General features: G+C 43.4%; 33 protein-coding genes and 6 pseudogenes. 31 read left to right on the forward strand and 8 right to left on the reverse strand.

Going from position 1 to position 23,642, the window contains the following annotated elements:
* The first annotated feature begins 264 nt into the window (after positions 1-264).
* The 31 genes and pseudogenes from rpsJ to rplQ (AAHH42_RS01865) all read left to right on the forward strand — a co-directional run.
* Complete coding sequence (rpsJ, locus tag AAHH42_RS01715) at positions 265-576, forward strand: 30S ribosomal protein S10 (protein WP_072550069.1); 312 nt, start codon at positions 265-267, stop codon at positions 574-576.
* Positions 577-608: 32 nt separating this feature from the next.
* The gene (rplC, locus tag AAHH42_RS01720) at positions 609-1,343 is read left to right on the forward strand and encodes a 50S ribosomal protein L3 (protein ID WP_072550020.1); all 735 of its coding nucleotides are present in this window, start codon (positions 609-611) and stop codon (positions 1,341-1,343) included.
* A gap of 15 nt (positions 1,344-1,358) precedes the next feature.
* Positions 1,359-1,964 (forward strand): 50S ribosomal protein L4, encoded by a 606-nt coding sequence (rplD, locus tag AAHH42_RS01725; protein WP_342221562.1) that lies wholly within the window; start codon positions 1,359-1,361, stop codon positions 1,962-1,964.
* Positions 1,961-2,113 (forward strand): annotated as a pseudogene (rplW, locus tag AAHH42_RS01730) (50S ribosomal protein L23); the annotation flags it as partial. The gene rplD and the pseudogene rplW, both read left to right, overlap by 4 nt.
* Positions 2,114-2,758: 645 nt before the next feature.
* Positions 2,759-2,944, forward strand: a pseudogene (locus AAHH42_RS01735) (uL23 family ribosomal protein); the annotation flags it as partial.
* An 18-nt stretch (positions 2,945-2,962) separates the two neighbouring features.
* A complete protein-coding gene (gene rplB, locus AAHH42_RS01740) occupies positions 2,963-3,790 on the forward strand; it encodes a 50S ribosomal protein L2 (protein WP_342221563.1) in 828 nt (275 codons plus the stop codon).
* A 17-nt stretch (positions 3,791-3,807) separates the two neighbouring features.
* Positions 3,808-4,086, forward strand: coding sequence for a 30S ribosomal protein S19 (gene rpsS, locus AAHH42_RS01745; protein WP_072550024.1), 279 nt, complete (start codon positions 3,808-3,810; stop codon positions 4,084-4,086).
* 14 nt (positions 4,087-4,100) lie between these two features.
* The gene (gene rplV / locus AAHH42_RS01750; protein ID WP_072550025.1) at positions 4,101-4,454 is read left to right on the forward strand and encodes a 50S ribosomal protein L22; all 354 of its coding nucleotides are present in this window, start codon (positions 4,101-4,103) and stop codon (positions 4,452-4,454) included.
* Positions 4,455-4,456: 2 nt separating this feature from the next.
* Positions 4,457-5,155, forward strand: a complete 699-nt coding sequence (gene rpsC / locus AAHH42_RS01755; protein WP_072550026.1) for a 30S ribosomal protein S3 — start codon at positions 4,457-4,459, stop codon at positions 5,153-5,155.
* Positions 5,156-5,167: 12 nt separating this feature from the next.
* Positions 5,168-5,578, forward strand: coding sequence for a 50S ribosomal protein L16 (gene rplP / locus AAHH42_RS01760; RefSeq protein WP_072550027.1), 411 nt, complete (start codon positions 5,168-5,170; stop codon positions 5,576-5,578).
* A complete protein-coding gene (gene rpmC, locus AAHH42_RS01765; RefSeq protein WP_342221564.1) occupies positions 5,578-5,793 on the forward strand; it encodes a 50S ribosomal protein L29 in 216 nt (71 codons plus the stop codon). The genes rplP and rpmC overlap by 1 nt, the downstream gene beginning before the upstream one ends.
* Positions 5,786-6,043 carry a 30S ribosomal protein S17 gene (gene rpsQ / locus AAHH42_RS01770; RefSeq protein ID WP_072550029.1) on the forward strand — a complete coding sequence of 86 codons (258 nt, stop codon included), beginning with the start codon at positions 5,786-5,788 and terminating at the stop codon, positions 6,041-6,043. Before rpmC ends, rpsQ begins: the two co-directional genes overlap by 8 nt.
* Before the next feature lie 178 nt (positions 6,044-6,221).
* A complete protein-coding gene (gene rplN, locus AAHH42_RS01775; protein ID WP_072550030.1) occupies positions 6,222-6,593 on the forward strand; it encodes a 50S ribosomal protein L14 in 372 nt (123 codons plus the stop codon).
* Positions 6,594-6,603: 10 nt separating this feature from the next.
* The gene (gene rplX, locus AAHH42_RS01780; protein ID WP_072550031.1) at positions 6,604-6,936 is read left to right on the forward strand and encodes a 50S ribosomal protein L24; all 333 of its coding nucleotides are present in this window, start codon (positions 6,604-6,606) and stop codon (positions 6,934-6,936) included.
* A 14-nt stretch (positions 6,937-6,950) separates the two neighbouring features.
* Positions 6,951-7,538, forward strand: coding sequence for a 50S ribosomal protein L5 (rplE, locus tag AAHH42_RS01785; protein ID WP_072550032.1), 588 nt, complete (start codon positions 6,951-6,953; stop codon positions 7,536-7,538).
* Complete coding sequence (rpsN, locus tag AAHH42_RS01790) at positions 7,531-7,854, forward strand: 30S ribosomal protein S14 (RefSeq protein WP_072550033.1); 324 nt, start codon at positions 7,531-7,533, stop codon at positions 7,852-7,854. The genes rplE and rpsN overlap by 8 nt, the downstream gene beginning before the upstream one ends.
* A 35-nt stretch (positions 7,855-7,889) precedes the next feature.
* Positions 7,890-8,282, forward strand: a complete 393-nt coding sequence (gene rpsH / locus AAHH42_RS01795) for a 30S ribosomal protein S8 (protein ID WP_342221565.1) — start codon at positions 7,890-7,892, stop codon at positions 8,280-8,282.
* Positions 8,283-8,296: 14 nt separating this feature from the next.
* The gene (rplF, locus tag AAHH42_RS01800) at positions 8,297-8,830 is read left to right on the forward strand and encodes a 50S ribosomal protein L6 (protein WP_072550035.1); all 534 of its coding nucleotides are present in this window, start codon (positions 8,297-8,299) and stop codon (positions 8,828-8,830) included.
* A gap of 8 nt (positions 8,831-8,838) precedes the next feature.
* Complete coding sequence (rplR, locus tag AAHH42_RS01805; RefSeq protein ID WP_072550036.1) at positions 8,839-9,192, forward strand: 50S ribosomal protein L18; 354 nt, start codon at positions 8,839-8,841, stop codon at positions 9,190-9,192.
* A gap of 12 nt (positions 9,193-9,204) precedes the next feature.
* Complete coding sequence (gene rpsE, locus AAHH42_RS01810) at positions 9,205-9,711, forward strand: 30S ribosomal protein S5 (RefSeq protein WP_072550037.1); 507 nt, start codon at positions 9,205-9,207, stop codon at positions 9,709-9,711.
* Positions 9,712-9,713: 2 nt separating this feature from the next.
* A complete protein-coding gene (rpmD, locus tag AAHH42_RS01815; protein WP_072550038.1) occupies positions 9,714-9,920 on the forward strand; it encodes a 50S ribosomal protein L30 in 207 nt (68 codons plus the stop codon).
* Positions 9,920-10,393 (forward strand): annotated as a pseudogene (gene rplO, locus AAHH42_RS01820) (50S ribosomal protein L15); the annotation flags it as partial. The gene rpmD and the pseudogene rplO, both read left to right, overlap by 1 nt.
* Positions 10,394-10,402: 9 nt before the next feature.
* A pseudogene (locus tag AAHH42_RS01825) lies at positions 10,403-10,624 on the forward strand (uL15 family ribosomal protein); the annotation flags it as partial.
* A gap of 7 nt (positions 10,625-10,631) precedes the next feature.
* Positions 10,632-11,963 (forward strand): preprotein translocase subunit SecY, encoded by a 1,332-nt coding sequence (gene secY, locus AAHH42_RS01830; RefSeq protein ID WP_072550039.1) that lies wholly within the window; start codon positions 10,632-10,634, stop codon positions 11,961-11,963.
* A 34-nt stretch (positions 11,964-11,997) separates the two neighbouring features.
* Positions 11,998-12,114: a 50S ribosomal protein L36 gene (rpmJ, locus tag AAHH42_RS01835; protein WP_072550040.1), complete on the forward strand. Its 117-nt coding sequence runs from the start codon at positions 11,998-12,000 to the stop codon at positions 12,112-12,114.
* A gap of 143 nt (positions 12,115-12,257) precedes the next feature.
* Positions 12,258-12,650, forward strand: coding sequence for a 30S ribosomal protein S13 (gene rpsM, locus AAHH42_RS01840; protein ID WP_072550041.1), 393 nt, complete (start codon positions 12,258-12,260; stop codon positions 12,648-12,650).
* A 16-nt stretch (positions 12,651-12,666) separates the two neighbouring features.
* Complete coding sequence (rpsK, locus tag AAHH42_RS01845; protein WP_342221566.1) at positions 12,667-13,056, forward strand: 30S ribosomal protein S11; 390 nt, start codon at positions 12,667-12,669, stop codon at positions 13,054-13,056.
* A 29-nt stretch (positions 13,057-13,085) separates the two neighbouring features.
* A complete protein-coding gene (gene rpsD, locus AAHH42_RS01850) occupies positions 13,086-13,706 on the forward strand; it encodes a 30S ribosomal protein S4 (protein WP_342221567.1) in 621 nt (206 codons plus the stop codon).
* 27 nt (positions 13,707-13,733) lie between these two features.
* Positions 13,734-14,738 carry a DNA-directed RNA polymerase subunit alpha gene (locus tag AAHH42_RS01855; RefSeq protein ID WP_072550044.1) on the forward strand — a complete coding sequence of 335 codons (1,005 nt, stop codon included), beginning with the start codon at positions 13,734-13,736 and terminating at the stop codon, positions 14,736-14,738.
* Between the two features lie 38 nt (positions 14,739-14,776).
* Positions 14,777-14,998, forward strand: a pseudogene (gene rplQ, locus AAHH42_RS01860) (50S ribosomal protein L17); the annotation flags it as partial.
* Between the two features lie 279 nt (positions 14,999-15,277).
* Positions 15,278-15,475: pseudogene (gene rplQ, locus AAHH42_RS01865) on the forward strand (50S ribosomal protein L17); the annotation flags it as partial.
* A gap of 774 nt (positions 15,476-16,249) precedes the next feature.
* On the opposite strand, the gene AAHH42_RS01870 reads toward rplQ (AAHH42_RS01865), so the two are convergent.
* From AAHH42_RS01870 to aroK, 8 genes are all read right to left on the reverse strand, one after another.
* A complete protein-coding gene (locus AAHH42_RS01870) occupies positions 16,250-16,666 on the reverse strand; it encodes a hypothetical protein (RefSeq protein ID WP_162860062.1) in 417 nt (138 codons plus the stop codon).
* A gap of 420 nt (positions 16,667-17,086) precedes the next feature.
* Positions 17,087-17,770 carry a 2OG-Fe(II) oxygenase gene (locus AAHH42_RS01875; protein WP_342221568.1) on the reverse strand — a complete coding sequence of 228 codons (684 nt, stop codon included), beginning with the start codon at positions 17,768-17,770 and terminating at the stop codon, positions 17,087-17,089.
* Between the two features lie 172 nt (positions 17,771-17,942).
* Positions 17,943-18,959, reverse strand: coding sequence for a tryptophan--tRNA ligase (gene trpS, locus AAHH42_RS01880; RefSeq protein ID WP_072550050.1), 1,017 nt, complete (start codon positions 18,957-18,959; stop codon positions 17,943-17,945).
* A gap of 11 nt (positions 18,960-18,970) precedes the next feature.
* Positions 18,971-19,675 (reverse strand): ribulose-phosphate 3-epimerase, encoded by a 705-nt coding sequence (gene rpe / locus AAHH42_RS01885; RefSeq protein WP_072550051.1) that lies wholly within the window; start codon positions 19,673-19,675, stop codon positions 18,971-18,973.
* An 80-nt stretch (positions 19,676-19,755) separates the two neighbouring features.
* Complete coding sequence (gene dam / locus AAHH42_RS01890) at positions 19,756-20,568, reverse strand: adenine-specific DNA-methyltransferase (RefSeq protein WP_342221569.1); 813 nt, start codon at positions 20,566-20,568, stop codon at positions 19,756-19,758.
* Positions 20,569-20,648: 80 nt separating this feature from the next.
* Positions 20,649-21,611, reverse strand: a complete 963-nt coding sequence (locus tag AAHH42_RS01895) for an SPOR domain-containing protein (protein WP_342221570.1) — start codon at positions 21,609-21,611, stop codon at positions 20,649-20,651.
* Between the two features lie 170 nt (positions 21,612-21,781).
* Positions 21,782-22,876 carry a 3-dehydroquinate synthase gene (aroB, locus tag AAHH42_RS01900; RefSeq protein WP_342221571.1) on the reverse strand — a complete coding sequence of 365 codons (1,095 nt, stop codon included), beginning with the start codon at positions 22,874-22,876 and terminating at the stop codon, positions 21,782-21,784.
* Between the two features lie 19 nt (positions 22,877-22,895).
* Positions 22,896-23,417: a shikimate kinase AroK gene (gene aroK / locus AAHH42_RS01905; RefSeq protein ID WP_119797765.1), complete on the reverse strand. Its 522-nt coding sequence runs from the start codon at positions 23,415-23,417 to the stop codon at positions 22,896-22,898.
* Positions 23,418-23,642 lie beyond the last annotated feature (225 nt).

A 23,642-nucleotide genomic window follows, 5' to 3' on the forward strand; every position in this document is an offset into this window, starting at 1 on the left:
CACTTCGGTGCCCTTTTCGTTTTTTTATTACAAAGATTGTCAACACTGTCTTGCTTCCTATCTTGATTTACGTATAATCCCGCTGGCTCGCCTGGTCTTGGTGGGTCATAAAGTTAGTCTGGCACTCAGTATCTTAATAATGTCAGCAAACAAATACTCCCGATAGGGGAGTTATATGTTGAACGACTGCGCTCTTCTCCCCGTTAATCGGAGGATGTGGGTGGTGGTTATTTACGTTTTATAAATAATTGGAGCTTTGGTCTCATGCAGAAACAAAGGATCCGTATCCGCCTGAAAGCGTTTGATCATCATTTGATCGATCAATCAACAGGAAAAATCGTCGAGACTGCAAAACGTACTGGTTCGCGGGTTCGTGGACCGATCCCATTGCCAACCCGTAAGGAGCGTTTTACTATTTTGACTTCTCCGCATGTCAATAAAGACGCGCGCGATCAATATGAAATTCGTACTCATGAGCGTCTGGTTGATATCGTTGAACCAACCGAGACAACCGTTGAGGCTTTGATGCGTCTTGACCTCGCTGCTGGTGTCGATGTGCAGATTAGCTTGAGTTAATCAGGTCATTGAACGATTGAGAGGTTGAAACAATGATTGGTTTAGTTGGTAAAAAACTGGGTATGACACGTATCTTCACCGAAGAAGGTGTTTCAATCCCGGTAACTGTTATCGAAGTGGAAGCAAACAGGGTGACTCAGGTTAAAACCCTGGATACCGATGGCTATTGTGCCATTCAGGTCACTACTGGTAGTAAAAAAGCAAGTCGTGTGAACAAACCTGCGGCGGGTCACTTTGCCGAAGCGGGTAAAGTAAAACTGGGTAGAACAGTGAGCAAAAAAGCGCGTAAAACGCGTGAAACGCGTGAAGATGCGCGTAAAAGAATGGGTTTAGAAACGGGTGAAAAACCGGGTGTAAAAGCAGGTCGTGGTTTGTGGGAATTCCGTTCTGCAGAAAGCCATGAGTATACTGTTGGCAACGAAATTAGCGTCGAAATTTTCGTAGATATTAAAAAAGTCGATGTTACCGGAACATCTAAAGGTAAAGGTTTTGCAGGTACGGTAAAACGTTGGAACTTCCGCACTCAGGATGCTACCCACGGTAACTCCCTGTCTCACCGTGTTCCGGGTTCTATCGGCCAAAACCAGACTCCGGGTAAAGTATTCAAAGGCAAAAAAATGGCCGGCCAGTTAGGTAATGAACGCGTAACCATTCAAAGCCTGGATGTAGTGCGTGTTGATGTTGAACGCAACCTATTGCTAGTCAAAGGTGCTGTACCGGGAGCGACCGGTGGCAATCTGATCGTTAAACCGGCTGTCAAGGCGTAGCGTCGAGGAGATAGAATGGAATTGGTAATAAAAGACGCGTCAGGCGTGCTGACTGTTTCCGAAACTACCTTCGGGCGTGATTTCAATGAAGCGCTGGTACATCAGGTTGTTGTTGCTTATGCAGCAGGATCCCGTCAAGGTACTCGTGCTCAGAAAACTCGCGCTGAAGTAGTGGGTTCAGGTAAGAAGCCCTGGCGTCAAAAGGGGACAGGCCGTGCGCGAGCAGGTTCTGTAAAAAGCCCTATTTGGCGTTCTGGTGGTGTCACTTTCGCTGCGAAACCTCAGGATCACAGTCAAAAAGTAAATAAAAAAATGTATCGTGGTGCGATGACATGTATCTTATCAGAGCTTGTACGTCAAGATCGTCTGGTCCTTGTCGAAGAGTTTTCTATTGCGGCACCTAAAACCAAGTTGCTGGTGCAAAAGCTTAAAGAAATGGATCTAAAAGACGTACTGATTGTAACGAATGCAATTGATGAAACGTTGTATTTGGCCGCTCGCAATCTATACAAAGTCGATGTTTGCAACGCTGCGAGTATCGATCCAGTTAGCCTGATCGCTTTTGATACAGTGGTGATGACTACTGATGCGGTGAAGCAAGTTGAGGAGATGCTGGCATGATTCCTGAAGAGCGTTTGCTAAAAGTGTTACGTGCTCCATTGGTCTCTGAGAAGGCGACTGTAGTAATGGAGAAAAATAATACTATTGTTGTTAAAGTTGCTAAAGACGCGACCAAAGCAGAAATTAAAGCGGCAGTGAATGAATTGTTTCTTGACACTGGTGAGGCAACTTCTGCACAGGTCAGCACGGCGGTAAATAGCCTGGATTTCTTGAGCGATGCAGAAATTGTGGTGGAACTGCATAAATTGTTCGCAGCTACAGGTGCATTTAAAACAAAAATTACCACTGTTATGAATGAACTGTTCAGAAAAACCAAAGAAAAGGTGACTGAAACAGAAGTCAAAGCAGAGGCGTATAAATTGTGTGAAATCAGAAAGGCACCTAAAACAGGAATCGATAACGCTTTGGATAAACTGTTTTCTGGCGTTGACAATGTGAATAAAACAGACTTCCAAAAAGCCTTATTATATAAACAGATTAAAACTGAAAAGGAAATTCGAAAAGCACTGGAAGGTCTGTTTTCTGGAGCTAAATTCCTGACTAAATCAGAACTGAAGGCTTCGATAGATAAACTGTTTATAATACCCACTGATACAGAAATTGATACTGTGGTTAGTGAGCTGTTTGAAACCCGCAATGCGCTTAAAACAGAAACCAAAGCTGCGATGGATGAACTGTTTTCTAAAGCTGAATCTAAGACCAAACCAGGATTTAGAAAAGTTTTGACAGATTTGGACAGGCCGACAGAAAAAGAGCTAAAGGATTTAAAATCGATTAGATATACCGGCCTGCTAAAAACAAAAATCAACGCTGCGATTGATAAACTGTTTGAAAGCAAAGTCAAAGACGTAAATACCTTGCTGATGAAAGGCAAAACTAAGCGTCGGGGTCAACGTGTTGGTCAGCGTAGTGATTGGAAAAAAGCTTACGTCACCCTGAAAGAAGGCCACAGGCTGGACTTCATCAACGACGCAAAGTAAATCGAAGGAGAGTAAACAATGGCACTACTTGTTAAATGTAAACCTACATCTCCGGGTCGTCGTCACGTTGTTAAATTGGTCAGCCCTGAGTTACATAAGGGTAAACCCTATGCTCCGCTGCTTGAAAAATTAAGCAAAAGCGGTGGCCGTAACAACCAGGGTCGTATCACCACCCGTCATATCGGTGGTGGCCATAAGCAACATTATCGTCTCATTGACTTCAAACGTAATAAAGACGGTATCCCTGCTAAGGTTGAGCGCCTGGAGTACGATCCGAACCGTTCTGCCAATATCGCGTTGGTTTTGTATTCGGATGGCGAACGTCGTTATATCCTAGCACCAAAGGGGCTAATAGCGGAAGATGTAATCCAATCGGGTGTCGATGCCGCAATTAAATTAGGAAATACTCTACCTATGTGCAATATCCCAATGGGATCAAAAGTTCATAACGTAGAGATGAAACCGGGTAAAGGCGGTCAATTGGCACGTTCTGCTGGTGCGTACGTTGAGATTATTGCGAGTAATGGTCCTTATGTCACTCTGCGTCTGCGTTCTGGCGAAATACGTAAGGTTTTATCTGCTTGTCGTGCTACTTTAGGTCAAGTGGGTAATGCTGAGCATATGTTGCGTCAATTGGGTAAAGCGGGAGCCAGCCGCTGGCGTGGTATTCGTCCTACCGTTCGTGGTACAGCAATGAACCCGGTCGATCACCCACATGGTGGTGGTGAGGGGCGTAATTTTGGTAAGCACCCAGTAACCCCGTGGGGCGTTCAGACCAAAGGTAAAAAAACGCGTAGCAACAAACGTACTGATAAATTCATCGTACATCGCCGCAGTAAAAAGTAATTATTAGAGGATAAGCCATGCCACGTTCTCTCAAGAAAGGTCCCTTTATAGACCATCACTTGCTGAAGAAGGTAAAGAAAGCGGTGGAAAGCGGAGACAAAAAACCAGTTAAAACTTGGTCCCGTCGTTCAATGATCCTTCCAGAAATGGTCGGTTTGACCATCGCTGTCCATAATGGTCGTCAGCATGTTCCGGTATTTGTTTCCTCAGAGATGATCGAACATAAATTGGGTGAATTTGCGCCAACCCGTACTTATCGCGGCCATGCGGCCGACAAAAAGGCTAAAAAACGCTAAGGTAGGAGGAAGAGATGGAAACTATCGCTAAACATCGCCACGCTCGTTCTTCTGCTCAGAAGGTTCGTCTTGTGGCGGATTTGATTCGCGGTAAGAAAGTGTCGCAAGCTCTGGAAACTCTAACTTACACCAACAAAAAAGCAGCTGGTTTGGTTAAAAAAGTATTGGAGTCTGCCATTGCTAACGCAGAACACAACGATGGCTCTGATGTTGATGAGCTTACGGTCACAAAAATTTTCATAGACGCAGGTCCTAGCATGAAGCGCACTATGCCGCGTGCAAAAGGTCGAGCAGATCGTATCCTGAAGCGTACCAGCCATATTACTGTGGTTGTGTCCGATAATCGCCGAGACTTTGTTGGAGACTAGCAATGGGTCAGAAAGTACATCCTAATGGTATTCGGCTAGGTATTGTCAAACGCTGGAACTCTACCTGGTACGCAGATACCAAAGAATTCGCTGACAACCTGGACGGCGATTTTAAAGTTCGTCAATTCTTGTATAAGGAACTGGCGAAGGCGTCTGTTTCTCGTATCGTTATCGAACGCCCTGCAAAAAGCATTCGTGTGACTATCCACACTGCTAGGCCGGGCATTGTTATCGGTAAAAAAGGTGAAGACGTCGAAAAACTGCGTAAGATGGTAGCAGATATTGCTGGCGTACCGGCGCAGATTAATATTTCCGAAATTCGTAAACCGGAATTAGATGCAAAATTGGTGGCTGATAGCATCACTTCACAGTTGGAACGCCGTGTTATGTTCCGTCGTGCGATGAAGCGTGCTGTACAGAACGCTATGCGTCTTGGCGCGAAAGGCATCAGAATTAACGTCAGTGGCCGTCTTGGTGGTGCTGAAATTGCGCGTACCGAATGGTATCGTGAAGGTCGTGTTCCGTTGCATACACTGCGTGCGGATATCGATTACGATACATCTGAGGCGCACACTACTTACGGTATTATCGGCGTTAAGATATGGATCTTCAAAGGTGAGATCTTGGGTGGCATGACTGCTGTTGAACAACCGGAACCGGCTGCTCAGCCTAAAAAGCAGCAGCGTAAAGGCCGTAAGTAAGGAGAATCGCTGATGTTACAACCAAAGCGTACAAAATTCCGTAAGATGCAGAAGGGCCGTAACCGTGGTCTGGCGCGTGGTAGGGATGTTAGTTTCGGTGAGTTTGGCTTGAAGGCTTGCGGCTGTTGCCGCATAACGGCGCGTCAAATTGAAGCAGCCCGTCGTGCGCTGGTACGTGCAATCAAGCGTCAAGGTAAAGTTTGGATCCGTATATTTCCTGATAAACCGATCACGCAAAAACCGCTAGAAGTACGAATGGGTAAAGGTAAAGGTAACGTAGAGTATTGGGTTGCTTTGATTAAGCCAGGAAAAATGTTATTTGAAATGGCTGGTGTTCCTGAAGATGTCGCCCGTCTAGCATTTAAGCTGGCGGCAGCAAAGTTGCCTGTTGGGACCACGTTTGTAACCAAGACGGTGATGTAATGAAAGTACAAGAGCTGCGTGAAAAAAGCATTACAGAGCTGAATACTGAACTGCTCAGCCTGTTGCGTGCACAGTTTAACCTGCGCATGCAAACAGCCGGTGGTCAGTTACAGCAAACTCACCTGTTGAAACAAGGGCGGCGACAGGTCGCACGTGTTAAGACTGTACTGACTGAAAAGACTGAAGAGGCTAAAAAGCGGGTGTGTCATGACTGAGAAAAAGATCCGTACGAAGCAAGGTCGTGTGGTAAGTGACAAAATGGAGAAATCTATCGTTGTTACTATTGAGCGAATGGTGAAGCATCCGGTTTATGGTAAATTCATCAAACGTACGACGAAATTGCATGTACATGACGAAGACAATGAATGTGGTATTGGTGACGTGGTGAAGATCCGCGAATGCCGTCCACTGTCAAAGACTAAATCTTGGACACTTGTTGAAGTTGTAGAGAAAGCGATTCTTTAATTAACGTCGCTACTCAAAAAACGGCTCAAAAAATGGGTCGTTCATTTTGTCTACCCATAATCTGGGAGCAGTGTTACAATGCTGCGCCCTAGTTTACTGGGTTTTTAACCGGCCTATCTTGGGCTCTGATGTGCCTGTTTGGGGTCTAAATGATAGTTGATATTAGCGGAGCACTAACATGATCCAAGAACAGACTATGCTAGCCGTGGCCGACAACTCTGGCGCGCGCCGCGTAATGTGTATCAAGGTTCTAGGTGGCTCACACCGCCGCTACGCACACATCGGCGACATCATCAAAATTACCATCAAGGAAGCGATTCCCCGTGGCAAGGTGAAGAAAGGCGATGTAATGAAAGCGGTAGTTGTGCGCACTAAGAAGGGTGTACGTCGCCCTGACGGTTCTGTCATTCGCTTCGATGGTAACGCTTGTGTTATTTTAAACAATAGCAGCGAGCAGCCGATTGGTACCCGTGTTTTTGGACCGGTGACTCGTGAACTACGTAGTGACAAGTTCATGAAAATTATTTCTCTGGCACCAGAAGTACTCTAAGGAGCGAACCATGGCAGCGAAAATCCGTCGTAATGACGAAGTTATCGTGCTAACCGGAAAAGATAAAGGTAAGCGCGGTAAAGTAACGAATGTTTTATCTTCTGGTAAAGTCATTGTTGACGGTATTAATCTGGTTAAAAAGCATCAAAAGCCGGCTCCGAACCAGAGTCAACCAGGTGGTATTATTGAAAAAGAAGCGGCGATTCAGGTTTCTAATGTTGCACTGGTCAACACGGAAACGGGTAAGGCTGATCGTGTGGGCTTTAGGTTTGAAGAAGGTAAAAAAGTGCGTTTCTTTAAATCTAATGGTGAAACTGTTCCTAGCGAAAAAATTAGCAAGTAATTTGGAATAATACGATGGCGAAACTGCATGATTGTTACAAAGAAAAGGTAGCCCCAGAATTAAAGGCTAAGCTTGGCTACAGCTCTATCATGGAAGTCCCTAGGATTGAAAAAATCACCTTGAATATGGGTGTTGGTGAGGCTGTTTCCGACAAAAAATTGTTGGATAGTGCGATGAATGATTTGGCAGCTATCTCCGGTCAAAAGGCGTTGATGACTAAAGCCCGTAAATCGGTTGCAGGCTTCAAAATTCGTCAAGGCTATCCGATCGGTTGTAAGGTGACCCTGCGCGGCAAGCGTATGTGGGAGTTTTTTGAGCGCCTCATTTTCATTGCTGTACCTCGTATTCGTGATTTCCGTGGCTTATCTGCTAAGTCATTTGATGGTAATGGAAATTATAGTATGGGTGTGCGCGAGCAAATTATCTTTCCAGAAATTGACTACGACAAAATCGATCGCATGCGTGGTTTGGATATCACCATTACTACTACTGCACAATCCGATAAGGATGGTTACGAGTTGCTGACTGCTTTTAAATTCCCATTCCGCGACGATTTCCCATTTCCAGTCCGCAAGGAAGGTAAGGTTACAACTCATGGCTAAGCAATCATTGAAAGCACGTGAAGTAAAACGCTTGGCACTGGCTGCTAAATACCGGGAAAAACGCGCGGAGTTGAAAGATATCATTGCTAGTAAGGGTAAAGCGTCCGAAGCGCATTGGAGTGACGAAGAGCGTCGGGCTGCTGTTCTTAAACTGCAAACTTTACCGCGTGATTCCAGTCCGTCTCGCCAGCGTAATCGCTGTCGCCAAACTGGCCGTCCGCATGCTTACCTGCGAAAGTTTGGCTTGAGCCGCATGAAAGTCCGTGAAACCGCGATGCGCGGTGAAATACCGGGTCTTAGAAAGGCTAGCTGGTAATCATTACCCATTGAGAATCACGGGAGTAAAGACAAATGAGCATGCAAGATCCGATCGCAGATATGCTGACCCGTATCCGCAACGGTCAGGCCGCGAACAAAGTCACGGTCACTATGCCTTCCTCTAAGCTGAAAATAGCTATTGCTATGGTGCTGAAAAAGGAGGGTTTCATTGAAGATTTCTGTGTTACTGGGGAATCTAAACTTACCTTGGAACTGGAACTCAAGTACTTTGAGGGGAAGCCAGTCGTAGAAACTATTCAACGTGTCAGTCGTCCGGGTTTGCGCATCTACAAGAAAAAAGATGAGCTACCAAAGGTTATGGCTGGTTTAGGCATCGCTGTTGTTTCTACCTCTCGAGGTGTCATGACTGATCGTACAGCTCGTGAAGCCGAAATTGGCGGCGAGATTATCTGCTACGTAGCTTAATTCGGGAGGAAAGAATGTCTCGTGTTGCAAAAGCACCCGTCGTTATTCCTGCCGGCGTAGAGGTAACACTCAACGGTCAGGTTATTTCGATTAAGGGTAAAAATGGCGAGTTGACTCGTACAATCCATAGTGCCGTTGTTGTTGAGCATAAAGAAAATACATTGGTTTTTGCTTCACACGAGGGTGCTATAGAAGGTTGGGCACAGGCGGGTACTGCTCGTGCACTGGTTAGTGCTATGGTTGTTGGTGTCACCGAAGGCTTCACCAAGAAGCTACAACTGGTAGGTGTGGGTTATCGTGCCAAAGTTGAGGGTAACAGGATAAATTTGGCCCTAGGCTTTTCTCATCCCGTTGATCATGAGCTCCCAATAGGCATCACTGCCGAGTGTCCGAGCCAAACTGAAATCGTGCTAAAAGGCGCTGATAAACAGGTTGTTGGTCAGGTTGCAGCAGATCTGCGTGCCTACCGTCGTCCTGAGCCTTATAAAGGCAAAGGTGTCCGTTACGCCAATGAAGTCGTGCGTACTAAAGTGGCTAAGAAAAAATAAGGTACACTATGGATAAGAAAGCAGCTCGTATCCGTCGTGCGACCCGTACACGACGCAAATTAAAAGAACTGGGTGCGACTTGCCTGGTGGTACACCGTACCTCGCGCCATATGTATGCGCAGGTTATCGACCCAAACGGTTCTGAAGTTTTGGTAGCAGCCTCTACAGTGGAGAAAGCTATTAAAGAGCAGTTGAAATATACTGGTAACAAAGATGCAGCAGCAGTAATCGGTAAGGTTGTTGCTGAACGCGCGTTGGAAAAAGATATCAAGAGCGTATCTTTTGACCGTTCCGGTTTCCAATATCATGGTCGAGTCAGGGCACTGGCAGATGCTGCCCGTGAAGCTGGCCTTCGGTTCTAAGGTAAATGTAAGATGGCTCACACCGAAAAACAAGCTGGTGAACTGCAAGAAAAGCTGATTGCGGTGAACCGCGTATCTAAAACCGTAAAAGGTGGTCGTATTTTCAGCTTTACCGCACTTACAGTTGTAGGTGATGGTAATGGTCGTGTTGGTTTTGGCTATGGCAAAGCCCGCGAAGTTCCAGCAGCAATCCAAAAGGCGATGGAAAAAGCCCGTCGCTCTATGATTAACGTTCCGTTGAATAATGGTACTCTGCAGTACGCTATTAAGGGTGCTCATACGGGGTCTAATGTGTTTATGCGACCCGCTTCCGAAGGTACCGGTATTATTGCCGGTGGCGCTATGCGCTCTGTTCTGGAGGTTGCAGGGGTTCGTGAAGTATTATCTAAGACTTATGGTTCTACTAATCCGATCAATGTGGTTCGTGCAACTTTTGCTGCCTTGGAAAGGATGAAGTCTCCAGAAATGGTCGCTGCGAAGCGTGGTAAAACCGTTGAAGAAATTCTAGGGTGTGAATGACCATGGCAAAGACTATGATTGAAATAACTCAAACTCGCAGCTCTATCGGTCGTTTACCTAAGCATAAGAAGACGCTTGTTGGTTTAGGACTGCGTCGCATTGGTCATACTGTAGAGCGTGAAGACACTCCTTCCATACGTGGTATGGTAGAGCAGGTTTCTTACATGGTTAGAGTTGTTAAAAAAGCAAATGTTGAGGAGAGTAAGTAATGCGTTTAAATACTCTGTCTCCGGCTGAAGGTGCTAAGCATGCGCCAAAGCGTGTAGGTCGTGGCATTGGTTCTGGCCTAGGTAAGACCTGCGGTCGTGGTCATAAAGGTCAGAATTCGCGATCGGGCGGTGGCGTGCGTCGTGGTTTTGAGGGCGGTCAGATGCCTCTGCAGCGTCGTTTGCCAAAGTTTGGTTTTGTTTCTCGTAAAGCGGAGTTTGTAGCGGAAGTTCGTCTTTCTGAACTGGCGTCAATGGAAGTTGAGCTAATCGACCTGGACGCACTAAAAGCCGCTAATATTATTGGTACCCAGGTTAAATCTGTAAAAATCATTCTTTCTGGTGAAATCAATCGTGCGATAACTTTACGTAGTCTGCGTGTTGCCAAAAGTGCTCGTGAAGCGACTTTGGGTGATCTGCGTGTTACTAAAGGCGCTCAAGCTGCTATTGAAGCTGCTGGCGGTAAAATTGAGAAAATTGAGAAAATAGTGATCGCAGAGGTTCGTTTGTCCAGACTGGCTAAAATGGAAAGCGACGTCATTGATTTGGGTACACTGAAAGCGGCTAACGTTGTTGATACCGAAGTTGAATCTGTGAAAGTTGTGCTTCCTGGTAAAATCAATCGTGCAGTAACTCTTCATGGTTTGCGTATCAGCCCCAGTGCCCGTGCTGTTATTGAAGCCGCTGGCGGCAAAATTGAGGAATAAGTAGCAGATGGCCAAGCAACCGGGACTAGATTTTCAAAGTGCTAAAGGCGGGTTAGGTGAGCTGAAACGCAGACTGTTGTTTGTTATCGGTGTGCTTATTGTTTTCCGTATCGGCTCTTTTATTCCGATCCCTGGTATCGATGCCACTGTGCTTGCTAAATTGCTCGAGCAACAGAGGGGCACTATCATTGAAATGTTTAATATGTTCTCTGGTGGTGCTCTCAGTCGTGCTTCAATTTTTGCCTTGGGTATTATGCCGTATATTTCGGCATCGATCGTTATCCAACTGTTAACGCTAGTTCATCCCGCGTTAGCAGAGATAAAGAAGGAGGGTGAGGCCGGTCGTCGGAAGATTAGTCAGTATACTCGCTATGGTACATTGGTATTGGCGATATTCCAATCGATCGGTATTGCTACCGGATTGCCGAATATGCCTGGTATGCAGGGTTTGGTGCTGAATCCCGGTTTTGCTTTTTATTTCACCGCTGTTGTGAGCCTGGTTACTGGAACCATGTTTCTTATGTGGCTAGGTGAACAAATTACTGAACGAGGTATTGGCAACGGTATTTCAATCATAATCTTTGCTGGTATTGTAGCGGGACTGCCATCAGCAGTGGGTCATACCGTTGAGCAAGCTCGGCAAGGTGATCTGCATTTTCTTCTGTTGCTGTTGGTTGCAATATTGGTGTTTGCAGTTACTTTTTTTGTTGTTTTCATCGAGCGTGGTCAGCGGCGTATTGTTGTTAACTATGCGAAACGCCAACAAGGTCGTCGTGTTTATGCAGCACAGAGTACACATTTACCGTTGAAAGTAAATATGGCTGGGGTTATCCCGGCAATCTTTGCTTCCAGTATAATTTTGTTCCCCGCAACTATTGCCTCTTGGTTTGGTGGTGGTACGGGTTGGAATTGGCTAACGACTATTTCAATGTATTTACAACCAGGGCAACCGCTTTACGTACTGCTGTATGCGTCGGCAATTGTTTTCTTCTGTTTCTTTTACACTGCGTTGGTGTTTAATCCGCGTGAAACAGCAGATAATTTGAAAAAGTCCGGTGCATTCGTACCAGGTATTCGTCCGGGAGAACAAACAGCTAGGTATATTGATAAAGTAATGACGCGTCTTACCTTGATTGGCGCGATTTATATTACTTTTATCTGCCTGATCCCTGAGTTCATGCGTGATGCAATGAAAGTACCTTTTTATTTTGGCGGTACTTCACTGTTGATCGTTGTCGTGGTTATCATGGACTTCATGGCACAAGTGCAAACTCTGATGATGTCGAATCAGTATGAGTCTGCATTAAAAAAAGCAAACCTGAAAGGCAATAACCGCTAGTCAGGAATGTTTGAGAAGTAAAACGGAGAGAAAAATGAAAGTTCGTGCTTCCGTCAAGAAATTGTGTCGTAACTGTAAAGTTGTTAAGCGTCGTGGTGTCGTTCGTGTAATTTGCAGTGTCGAACCAAAGCATAAACAGCGTCAAGGCTGATTTTTGTATAATTTTCTTGCAAAGTTGGATTGAGCTGGCTAGATTAGCCAGCTGATCTTTTGTCTATGACTAGATGTCATTTGAGTATCCTGAAAACGGGCTTTTCAGAGTGGCATTGTTTATAAAATAGTTAGGAGTGCATAGTGGCCCGTATAGCAGGCGTTAACATTCCTGACCAAAAACATACTGTTATCGCGTTAACCGCAATTTATGGTATAGGCAAAACTCTCTCACAGTCTATCTGTGATGCTGCGGGTGTTGCTAAAAATGTTAAGGTCAAGGAACTGTCTGAAGAACAAATCGAGAAGTTACGTCAAGAAATTACCCGGTCGGTTATGTCTGATGATAACAAGCTTAAGCCCAAATACGTTGTAGAAGGTGATCTGCGTCGTCAAGTTACCCTGAATATCAAGCGTCTTATGGATCTTGGAGCTTATCGTGGTTTACGTCATCGTCGTGGTTTGCCGGTTCGTGGGCAGCGTACGAAGACCAACGCACGTACCCGTAAGGGTCCGCGTAAACCGATCAAGAAATAATCGGGGTGATTAAATAATGGCAAAGGTTTCTGTTCGTACGCGTAAACGTGTAAAAAAACAAGTCTCTGACGGTGTGGCTCATATCCATGCTTCTTTCAACAACACTATTGTTAGCATCACTGATCGTCAAGGTAATGCTTTAGGTTGGGCAACGGCAGGGGGATCTGGTTTCCGTGGTTCTCGTAAGTCAACTCCGTTTGCAGCGCAAGTTGCAGCAGAGCGCTGCGCTGAGGCAGTAAAAGACTACGGTATCAAGAATCTGGAAGTTATGGTGAAAGGACCAGGTCCAGGTCGTGAGTCTACCATCCGTGCGTTAAACGCGGCGGGCTTCCGCATCACTAATATTACCGATGCGACTCCGATCCCTCATAACGGTTGTCGTCCGCCTAAAAAGCGTCGTGTATAGCGCTACGCCTAGGTTTGTTGGAGAAAAAAATGGCAAGATATCTGGGGCCTAAGCTCAAGCTGAGCCGTCGTGAGGGTACTGATTTATTTCTGAAGTCAGGTGCCCGTGCGATTGATACCAAGTGTAAAATTGATCAACCACCTGGCCAGCATGGTGCACGTAAGCCACGTCTGTCTGATTATGGTGTGCAGTTGCGTGAGAAGCAAAAAGTTCGCCGGATATATGGTGTTCTGGAGCGTCAATTCCGTAATTATTACAAAAAAGCCGCAAGTGTAAAAGGCAATACAGGTGCGAACTTGTTGCGACTATTGGAAAGTCGTCTAGACAATGTCGTTTACCTCATGGGTTTCAGCGCTACTCGTGCTGAAGCACGTCAGTTAGTGAGTCATAAAGCTATATTGGTAAATGGGCGTGTTGTCAACATCGCTTCCTATCAAGTATCTCCGAATGACAAAATCAGCGTTCGTGAAAAAGCGAAAACGCAAAAACGTATTAAGGCTGCTTTGGAGCTGTCTGAGCAGCGTGAAAAGCCAACTTGGCTGGAAGTTAATGCTGTTGAGATGATGGGTATGTTCAAGTGTATTCCTGAACGTGCTGATTTACCTGCGGATATTAACGAACACCTGATCGTTGAGCTTTACTCCAAGTAAAGTTTAGTACCAAAGAGAGAGGACACAATGCAGGGTTCTGTGACAGAGTTTCTAAAACCACGCTTAGTAGATATCGAGCAAACCACTTCGACGCACGCTAAGGTGACCCTTGAGCCTTTAGAGCGTGGCTTTGGCCATACTCTTGGTAACGCACTGCGCCGTATTCTGCTCTCATCGATGCCGGGTTGTGCGGTGACTGAGGTTGAGATTGCTGGTGTACTTCATGAGTACAGTAGTAAAGAAGGCGTACAGGAAGATATCCTGGAAATCCTGCTCAACTTGAAAGGGTTGGCGGTGAAAATTCAAGGAAAAGATGAAGTTATTCTTACCCTGAATAAGTCTGGCATTGGCTCTGTGACGGCTGCTGATATCACTCATGATGGTGATGTTGAAATCGTCAAGCCACAGCAAGTGATTTGCAACCTGACTAACGAAAATGCGTCTATCAGTATGCGTATTAAGGTTCAGCGTGGTCGTGGTTATGTTCCGGCTTCTGCCCGGATTCATTCGGAAGAAGATGAGCGCCCTATTGGTCGTTTATTGGTGGACGCATGCTATAGTCCTGTAGAGCGTATTGCCTACGATGTTGAAGCAGCTCGTGTAGGACAACGTACTGACTTGGATAAGTTAGTCATTGATATGGAAACCAATGGTACCATTGAGCCTGAGGACGCTATTCGCCGTGCCGCAACTATTCTGGCTGAACAGTTGGAGGCTTTCGTTGATCTACGTGATGTACGCCAACCGGAAGAAAAAGAAGCGAAGCCAGAATTTGATCCGGTCTTATTGCGCCCTGTTGATGATTTGGAGTTGACTGTCCGCTCCGCCAACTGCCTTAAGGCAGAAGCTATCCAGTACATCGGTGACCTGGTACAGCGCACAGAGGTTGAATTGCTGAAAACGCCAAATTTGGGTAAAAAATCGCTCACTGAAATCAAGGATGTGCTGGCTTCACGTGGTCTGTCTTTAGGCATGCGCTTGGAAAAATGGCCTCCAGTTTGTATCGCCGACGATCTAACAGAACACTCATAACAATCGTAGATTAAAGTTTTACTGAAAAGGATAAGGTTATGCGCCATCGTAAAAGTGGTCGTCAACTGAACCGTAATAGCAGTCATCGACAGGCTATGTTACGCAATATGGCCAGTTCTTTGCTTCGTCACGAGGTGATCAAAACAACCTTGCCGAAAGCAAAAGAGTTGCGTCGTGTTGTTGAACCACTAATTACTCTTGCTAAGAACGACTATATAGCTCACGAAGGGAATTACGAAGCTAAGAAGAAGGAGTACGAAGCTAAGCAGGAGGAGTACAAAGCCGCGAAAGAAAAATATGAAACTAAGCTAGAGGAACTGGTAACTGAAAGTGAGGAGTATAAATCTGAGCAGGAGGAAGCCCAAAAGCTCATAGGGTTCGAGAAACATCTTGAGAATTTCAAAAAGAGTCTCAAAGCGGATCTTAAGAAGAGGTTCAAAGAAAAACATAGTAAGCTCGATGAGTTCGACGAGTATGATACAGCCAAGAAAGCCAAGGAAAGTGCCATTAAGCCAGTGACTGAGCATTTAGCCAGGTATCGTCAAGCATTTGATCATCTTCGTGATAACGAAATAGTAGCAAAGTTGTTTAATGATCTAGGTCCAGGTTTTGCGACGCGTCCAGGTGGCTACACTCGAGTTTTAAAGTGTGGCTTCCGTACGGGTGACAATGCACCTATGGCTTACATCCAACTGGTTGAATCCCAATCATCTGAGCAAGTAGAAAAAACGGAATAGTTGTACCAAAATTGCTGTGAGCAGACAAAAAACCGGGCTTGCCCGGTTTTTTGCATTGGCATACTAGAGAAGGGAGATCCTGTTATTTGTAGAATTTTTGGTAGTAATGATTTAATGGGTCAAACTTTTTTTCAGCATCTTGGTGTAGGCGACTATTTTTTGTCATAATAAGTCGATGGGGAGACCCTTTCTTTTCTACTGATAGGTCAATCGGTAAGTCAGAATCTTGAAAGATATTCATAATATGATCGAGGATTTCTGCACGAATGGGCCATATTTTTGTTTTTTTAGTTTCTGCACATAAGAAATTCGTGGTTATTTTGCAGTATTCACATTGACAAGGTAATTCTGTTTTGATCGAAAAATTATCTTTATGCTGTAAACCCAAGGTGAGTTCTTTCTGTATCTTTGTTATTAAATAGTTTTGTAGCGATTGATAATAAACTAAATCGTCAGACGAAATTGCATCTTTTAGTATAAAAAAGTTTAGATAAATGAACTTCTGGATATAATTTAGGGTTTGATATTAAGTGTTTAATTATTTTATCGAGTATTCTGTCATATTTAATGGTAACAGCGGTCTGTAGTATACCCTTTACCCAATCTATTCTTTGTGGTAGTGTTTTTTTTAGTCTATTGATTTTTTATATTGATACAAGTATTTGTCATTGTTAATTATAGCATCGCTCTGAGTATCTAATAATAATTCAGCTATCTGAACGACACCATTACAGGATAAGAAACTCTTTATAAAAGAGTTGATATTTTTCAAAATTAATTTTTTGTAAAGTGGTGGTAAAATTTATTTTCTTTTTTCCAGGTTTTTAAAAGTTCAAGGCACCAGGCAACACCATAAAGATCTTGTAAAGCGATAAGTTCATTAACAATATCATATTCTAGTATTTTCCATTTAAAATGGGACAATATTGCTTGAGCTAACTCTTTATTTTGAATATATATTCCAATACGACTATAAGTTGAAAAATCATTTTTCTGATATTGTTTGCCAGATTGATGAAAATATTCTCCAGCTTTGTGAATAATTTCGATAACCTTTTCTTCTTGAGCTGGTATCGTTGTCAGCAACAACAGTTCTTTTATCGCATTTTCATAATTTAACAAAAAATTCATCGGAATTTGATTTGATGTATGCCATAAGACAATTGCTGCTCGCCGATACCAATAGTCCATAGTATTACCAGTGTTACCGGTATATTCTTCATATTCTGAATTAAAAGGGACAAAATCCTCTGTTTCTGTATTGCAACAGATATAATCGTCTGAAACATCATACTCAGAAAAAGGTGATTTTTTATTATCGGCATCTATCCAGTAGGATAAAATTGTTGCATTGTCAATGAGTTCATCAACTTGTGGATCTTCATCATATCCGATTGTCGCCTACGAATGATAAATTTCTATCAGGGCAAGATGAAGAATGAACCCCAATTTTTTTTGCAGTGATATAAAAAGAAGAGGCATTAACACGATCAAGACCTTTTAATATATTCCATCCCAGACTGTGTTCTGTGTAACTGTGATCTAAAAAATAGACAAGTGGCAAGGGTTTTAAATTTTCTTTGCTATTAAAATATTCGCCAATGGCTTTTTCTAGATGAGGATTTTCATTTTTTTTCCAGCAATATTTTTTGATGTTAACACTAAATTATACGTTAAAGCGATACGAGATCCTTGTGTGGTTTTTTTAATCTCGTGATGACAATCAGCATAAAAAGCGGTATATTTTATCATGTTACAATCAATATTTTCTGAAGAAAAAATACATTGTTTTTTATTATGTTCGACGATCAAGTCACCACCAATATGGGGAGAGGGTAATATCATGACTAATGTTGTAACCATACCCTCCAATTTTTCTGTATCCTGGTGTTTGTTAAAAAATTGGTCTTTACCGTAAACCAACAGATTATGTAGATGAGGTACAAGTGTGGTGTCATCAGAAAGTTCTAATGCATTTTTAATATTAGTTAATATGATAGATAATGCATCTTCGTTGATGATGACACGTAGCTTATCTCTTGAAATTTCTTGTGTATCGCGAATGTTTTCATCTAATAATGTTTTATCTCCTAAACCGAATTTTGCCTTTGAAGAAATCGCTATCAATTTTTGAATATCTTGTTGTGTGGGGAGCGGATCAATTTTTCCTACTTCTACAATGTTTATCTGAACATCTGATGGTTTTAGTGCACCTTCAACATAAAAGCATCTTCTATCCGGTTCATCATCTTTTTTAAGCGAATTACAAATATTTCTAAATATATCTTTTTTCATAATTCTCTAAATCCTTAATAGTCGGGTACTCAATCCTATCAATCATGAGAGATACGTAATATAGCAGAACGATTTTATTATAAGTACAGAATAAAGATGAATCATGTCGTATATTTATACTTAATGGTATCCATTATGTAATCAAAATTAAATCGTACTACTATATCGTCTATCATGGAGTCACAAAACCTATTGCCTCGTACACTTTTTTAAGCGTTTCTTGTGCGCGTTTTTGTGCTTTAGTCGCTCCCTCGCGCATTATATTTTTTAAATTGTTTTCGTCTTTACGTTCCTTACGATAACGCTCTTGTAAATTGCCGAGCATATGAATAAGTACAATAGCCACTGCGCTTTTTAGATCACTGTATTTTTGGCCTATAAATTGTGTTTCTAGCTCAGAAATAGGTTGTCCACTCACACCTGATAGAATATCCAGCAAATTAGATATTCCCGCTTTTTTTTCTACATCGTAGCGGATCAGGGCAGGTTCATCAGAATCGGTTACCGCCCGTTTGATTTTTTTTTCTACCGAATCAATATCTTCTAATAATCCAATAATATTATTAGTGTTATCGTCTGATTTAGACATTTTTTTATGTGGTTCTTGCAGTGACATCACCCTTGCTCCTCCATTTTTAGGAATAAAGGGTTCAGGGACAGTAAATATCTTGCCATACTGCTTATTAAAGCGTTGAGCAATATCTCTGCTTAGTTCCAGATGCTGTTTTTGATCTTCGCCTACGGGCACTTGGCTGGCTTGATACAGCAGTATATCTGCGGCCATAAGTGCTGGATAGCTAAACAATCCGGCGTTGATATTTTCCACGTAGCGTGTTGATTTATCTTTAAACTGGGTCATCCGGCTTAGCTCACCAAAATAGGTGTAGCAGTTCAGTATCCAGCTTAATTGGGCATGTTCGGGGACATGTGATTGCACAAAAATAGTGCTCTTTTGCGGATCGATACCACATGCCAAATATAGGGCTAAGATATCTAACGTTCTTTTGCTCAGAGTTTGGGCATCTTGGCGTACAGTAATAGCATGTAAATCAACAATGCAGTAAATACAGTCATAATCGTCTTGCATCTTTACCCATTGACGCAGGGCGCCCATATAGTTGCCAATGGTCAATGTACCGGAAGGCTGAGCACCACTAAATACAATGGGTTTTTGTGTTGTTTGATTCATTTTATTTTTCCTTAATGATTGACATCTGTTACAGATGGAGGGAAAACCTTTGCTAACTCACATCGCATCATCTCAATCACCGTTTTATAATTCGGCTGTTTGAAAATAGCGGAACCTGCGACGAACATATCTGCTCCTGCTTTTGCTGTCTCATAGATGTTCGCTGTGTTAATACCTCCATCCACCCCTAACCGAATATCATAACCACCGTCATCGATGAGTTTTCGTACCTGACATAATGTATCTAGCGTTGCCGGAATAAACGATTGACCGCCAAAGCCTGGGTTAACTGACATCAATAAAATGATATCTAATTTGTCCATTACATTTACATTATCGAGACAACTCAGATCCGTATTGGGATTGAATACTAAGCCAACCTTACAACCCTGATTTTTTATTAGTGCTAGGGTACAGGTGATATCTTTAGTGGCTTCTGGATGAAAAGAAATAGAGGTGGCACCCGCTTTAGCAAAAGCTATTGCTAGATGATCAACAGGTTTAACCATCAAATGCACATCAATGGGGGCAAGAATGCCATAATTTCGCAGAGACTGACAAACCATGGAGCCGACTGTTAAATTGGGAACGTAATGGTTATCCATGACATCAAAATGAATAACGTCAGCGCCGGAGGCCAGTACTTTGGCTGTATCCTCACCTAAACGGGCAAAATCTGCCGCCAGAATGGATGGGGCAATTAAAAATTCTTTCATTTTGTTTCTCCAAAATTTTTACTTGCTCAGTAATCTATTTTTACGAAAAAATAAAATATGAAAGGCCATTAAAAATTTGTTTAACTGTAGAGTGCTAAAAGCTCATTTACTTTGTGACGACCAAGAATATTACTACTGATAGTGCGGCGAGCTTTGACCTGATGCAGTATTGCTTGATAATACCAGGCTCGTGTCAATTCAGTATCGTGATTAGAAATAAGTACCGGAATCTGGTTTTGGCTGAAAAGTTGGTGAGCCAGACGTGCCAGATTTTGTTGATCTTCCATAGTAAAATTATTGCTGTGGTAGGAGGTAAAATTGGCAGTTGTTGATAATGGAGCATAAGGTGGATCGCAATATACAACTGCACCACAGGTCGCTTTTAATAAAGTTTGTTGGTAATGCTCACAGATAAAAGTGGCATGTTGCGCTTTTTCTGCAAACCAGTACAGCTCCGCTTCAGGAAAATAAGGCTTTTTGTAACGACCAAAGGGTACATTAAATTCACCCTTCAAGTTATAACGACATAACCCATTGTAGCAATGGCGATTAAGGTAGAGAAAGAGAAGCGTTCGGCGGTAAGCATCTTTACTGGTATTAAACTCTTGACGAATAAGATAAAACCGTTCAGCGTTGTTGTATTCACCGCTAAACAGTACAAGAGCGTCACGCACAAAATCATTTGTTCGTAACTTAACAATATTATAGAGCTCGATAAGATCGTTGTTAATATCGGCCAAAATATAAGACTTGTATTCGGTATTCAAAAACACCGAGCCGGCGCCGACGAATGGCTCAATTAAACATTCCCCTGCCGGCAGATGGTGTCGTACATCATCAACTAGCTGATATTTTCCACCAGCCCATTTTAAAAAAGCGCGGTTTTTCTTCATGCCGTCGGCTACTTAGTCATTCAGAGATACAGATTAGACCTCTTGCGAAACCTGCTTATCAGCGTACTGGATAAAATATTTTAGTCTTTCAGATTCTGCTGCAATTGATACACAGGTTTAATCCAGGTTTTTTTTGCTTGAATATCGGCGGGTAACATAGCGAGAGCACTCTTGGCTTCAGTAAAAGAGGCATAGTTACCGCTTACCAATATATACCAGGATTTACCATCATGTTTGGTCTCATACACTTGATAATTGGTTAATTTTTGCTGTTTGGCATAAGCATTCAGGGTATCTGCACGTGATGCACTGCTCAGTTGTAAGGTAAAATGGTGCTTCGGGGCAGTTCTCAATGAGCCGACGATATGGGTTGAACCAAACTTCGTGCCAGTATCCCTCGTTATTACCGTATTTTTATTACTCATAATCAGGTTTTTGGCTGCATTATCACTCGGTTTAGGTGTTGTCTGAGTGGACGGAGGAGATACTACTATGGGTTGGACTGTCTCTTTCGACGAAGAGATAGTCGTCGCTCGCGCCGGCACAGTTGATAACGGAGTATTGTTTGTATTGTGAGATAAGATCTCACCCTGATGTGCCGAAAGAGCATCAGATATATTGCCCGATAATTCGATACGTTGTGTCTGACTGGCTGCAAGCCTGGGTGCTGCGTCAGTGGGAACTGCAGAAATCGGTGGTATCCTGACATCCTGTAGCTGGACACTGTTTTTAACACCTTTGGTATCATGGCTACTGTCTATTTTCAAAACATCGGCATTGGATGCTAGTGAAGAAATAGCAGGAATATTGACTTCCTTCGTTGCCATATTCGGTGTCTGCTGTGCTAATTCATGCTGTGTTGGTGCTTTTAAAGCAGAAGTAACAGCGACGACAATCAATAACAAGACTAAAATACCAATACCAATCATCATACGTTGATGTGAAATGGCGAGTTGAGACCCATTTGAAGATTTCCGTAAGTGTGTAGGACGGTGATCACTGCTGTCTGCTTTTAGGTCGTCTTTCGGCTTTAAATCGTCCATTTAATCCCTCCAACTAAAAATGAAGCTCCCCGCCACAGCAATCGGGTGAATTGATTTGAAAGAAGATATCACACTGATGATACAACATCATCATACTCATATCATTAGACTTCTTGCATAACCTACTACGTGGCGTGAATTTGGTGTTACGTGGTGCTTGCGAGCGTTGCTCAAGAAGATTTGGAACAGGCTCTAATCGCAGTGAGGACAATATCGTTCGATATTCGGCTGCGGATCTCTGCTCGGCCAATGGCTGTGGGGAGTATCAGACGACGTTCACCTACCAACACTTTTTTATCCCGCTTCATGTACGTCAAATAAGATCCTGCTGTCATTTCCGCTGGCCTGTGGATAGGAAGACGGGCACGCGATAATAGTTTTCTAATACGCTCAACATCGGCCTCCGCAAAACAACCCAGTAGCCGTGCGGTTTCGGCAGCCATTAGCATACCTACGGCTATAGCTTCACCATGTAACCAGACACCATAACCCATTTTAACCTCAATAGCATGACCATAAGTGTGGCCGAAATTGAGTAACGCACGTCTTCCATTCTCTTCACGTTCATCGGTGGAGACAACATCTGCTTTTAGTTCACAGCACCAACGGATACAGCAGCTCAATGCTGTTACATCCCGCGCTAACAAAGCATCGATATTATTTTCTAGCCAGACAAAAAACCGAAAATCAAGGGTAATGCCATATTTAATCACCTCAGCTAAGCCAGAAATGAACTCACGCATTGGTAGGGTTTGTAGGCAATTAAGATCAATCACTACCGAGATAGGTTGATAAAACGCGCCGATCATATTTTTGCCCAGCGGATGGTTAACCGCCGTTTTACCACCAACGGAAGAATCCACTTGTGCCAGCAAAGTGGTAGGTGCCTGAATAAAACGTACTCCACGTAGATAACATGCGGCAGCGAAACCGGTTAAGTCGCCTATTACTCCGCCCCCTAGGGCAATCAGTGTAGTATCACGCCCGTGTGATTTTTCTAACAGTGCAGAGAATACCTGTTCAAGAACGACTAAAGATTTATACTGTTCACCATCAGGTAAAATGATCTGATCGACCTTAACGCCACTCAGTTCCAAGGTTACCCGGAGTGAATCCAAATAAAGAGGAGCCAGCGTTTGATTAGTCACCAGCATCGCTTGATCACCTGTTTTCAATGGCACAAATGCCGTCGGATCACCAAATAACCCAGAGGCTATAGCAATCGGGTAGCTACGCTTCCCCAGTGTAACAGTAATTTTAACCATATGATGCTTGATGCTAACGTCAGTCATTCCCCAATAGATTAATGATTTGATTGGCTACTAACTTTGCACTTTGGTCGTCAGTACGGAGGGTAACGTCCGCAATTTCTTCGTACAAAGGTCGACGTTCTGCTGCCAACTTTTCCAGTACCTTTCGCCCAGGTTCATTCACTTGTAACAGTGGCCGTTTTTTGTCACGTTGTGTACGTGCCAGTTGTTTTTCTATGGTGGTCTCTAAATATACCACTATGCCACGAGCTGACAGGCGGTTGCGGGTTTCTTTAGATTTTACAGATCCCCCTCCAGTTGCTAGCACGATGCCTTGTTTTTCCGTTAGTTCATTAATGATTTTTTCTTCACGATCACGGAAGCCGTCTTCGCCTTCTACATCGAACACCCAGCCTACGTCAGCTCCAGTACGTCGTTCAATTTCTTGGTCGGAGTCGAAGAAATCCATATTGAGCTGTTGAGCCAATTGACGTCCAATAGTGCTTTTGCCGGCACCCATAGGCCCAACCAGAAAGATATTGCGTTTCTCTGCCATGTTTTTGGTATTACTAAGATTATTCGTTGATGATAACCCGCCCCGCCAATCAGATCAGCGACGGGACCTAAACTAGATCCGTTAAAACTTATTACTTAAACTCTGTTACTGTAAATTTGTTGTCTACAACGTGTTCGTCACCCTACTTTGGCGATCCTTCCCTCACTCTCTGTGGACCGTAGCTCATGTGGGATGAGTCTGACTTCGGTTTCAGTGGACAGAAAC

Origin of the sequence: Candidatus Fukatsuia endosymbiont of Tuberolachnus salignus, from assembly GCF_964030845.1 — a bacterium.
In the GTDB taxonomy this organism is placed as follows: Bacteria; Pseudomonadota; Gammaproteobacteria; order Enterobacterales; family Enterobacteriaceae; genus Fukatsuia; species Fukatsuia symbiotica.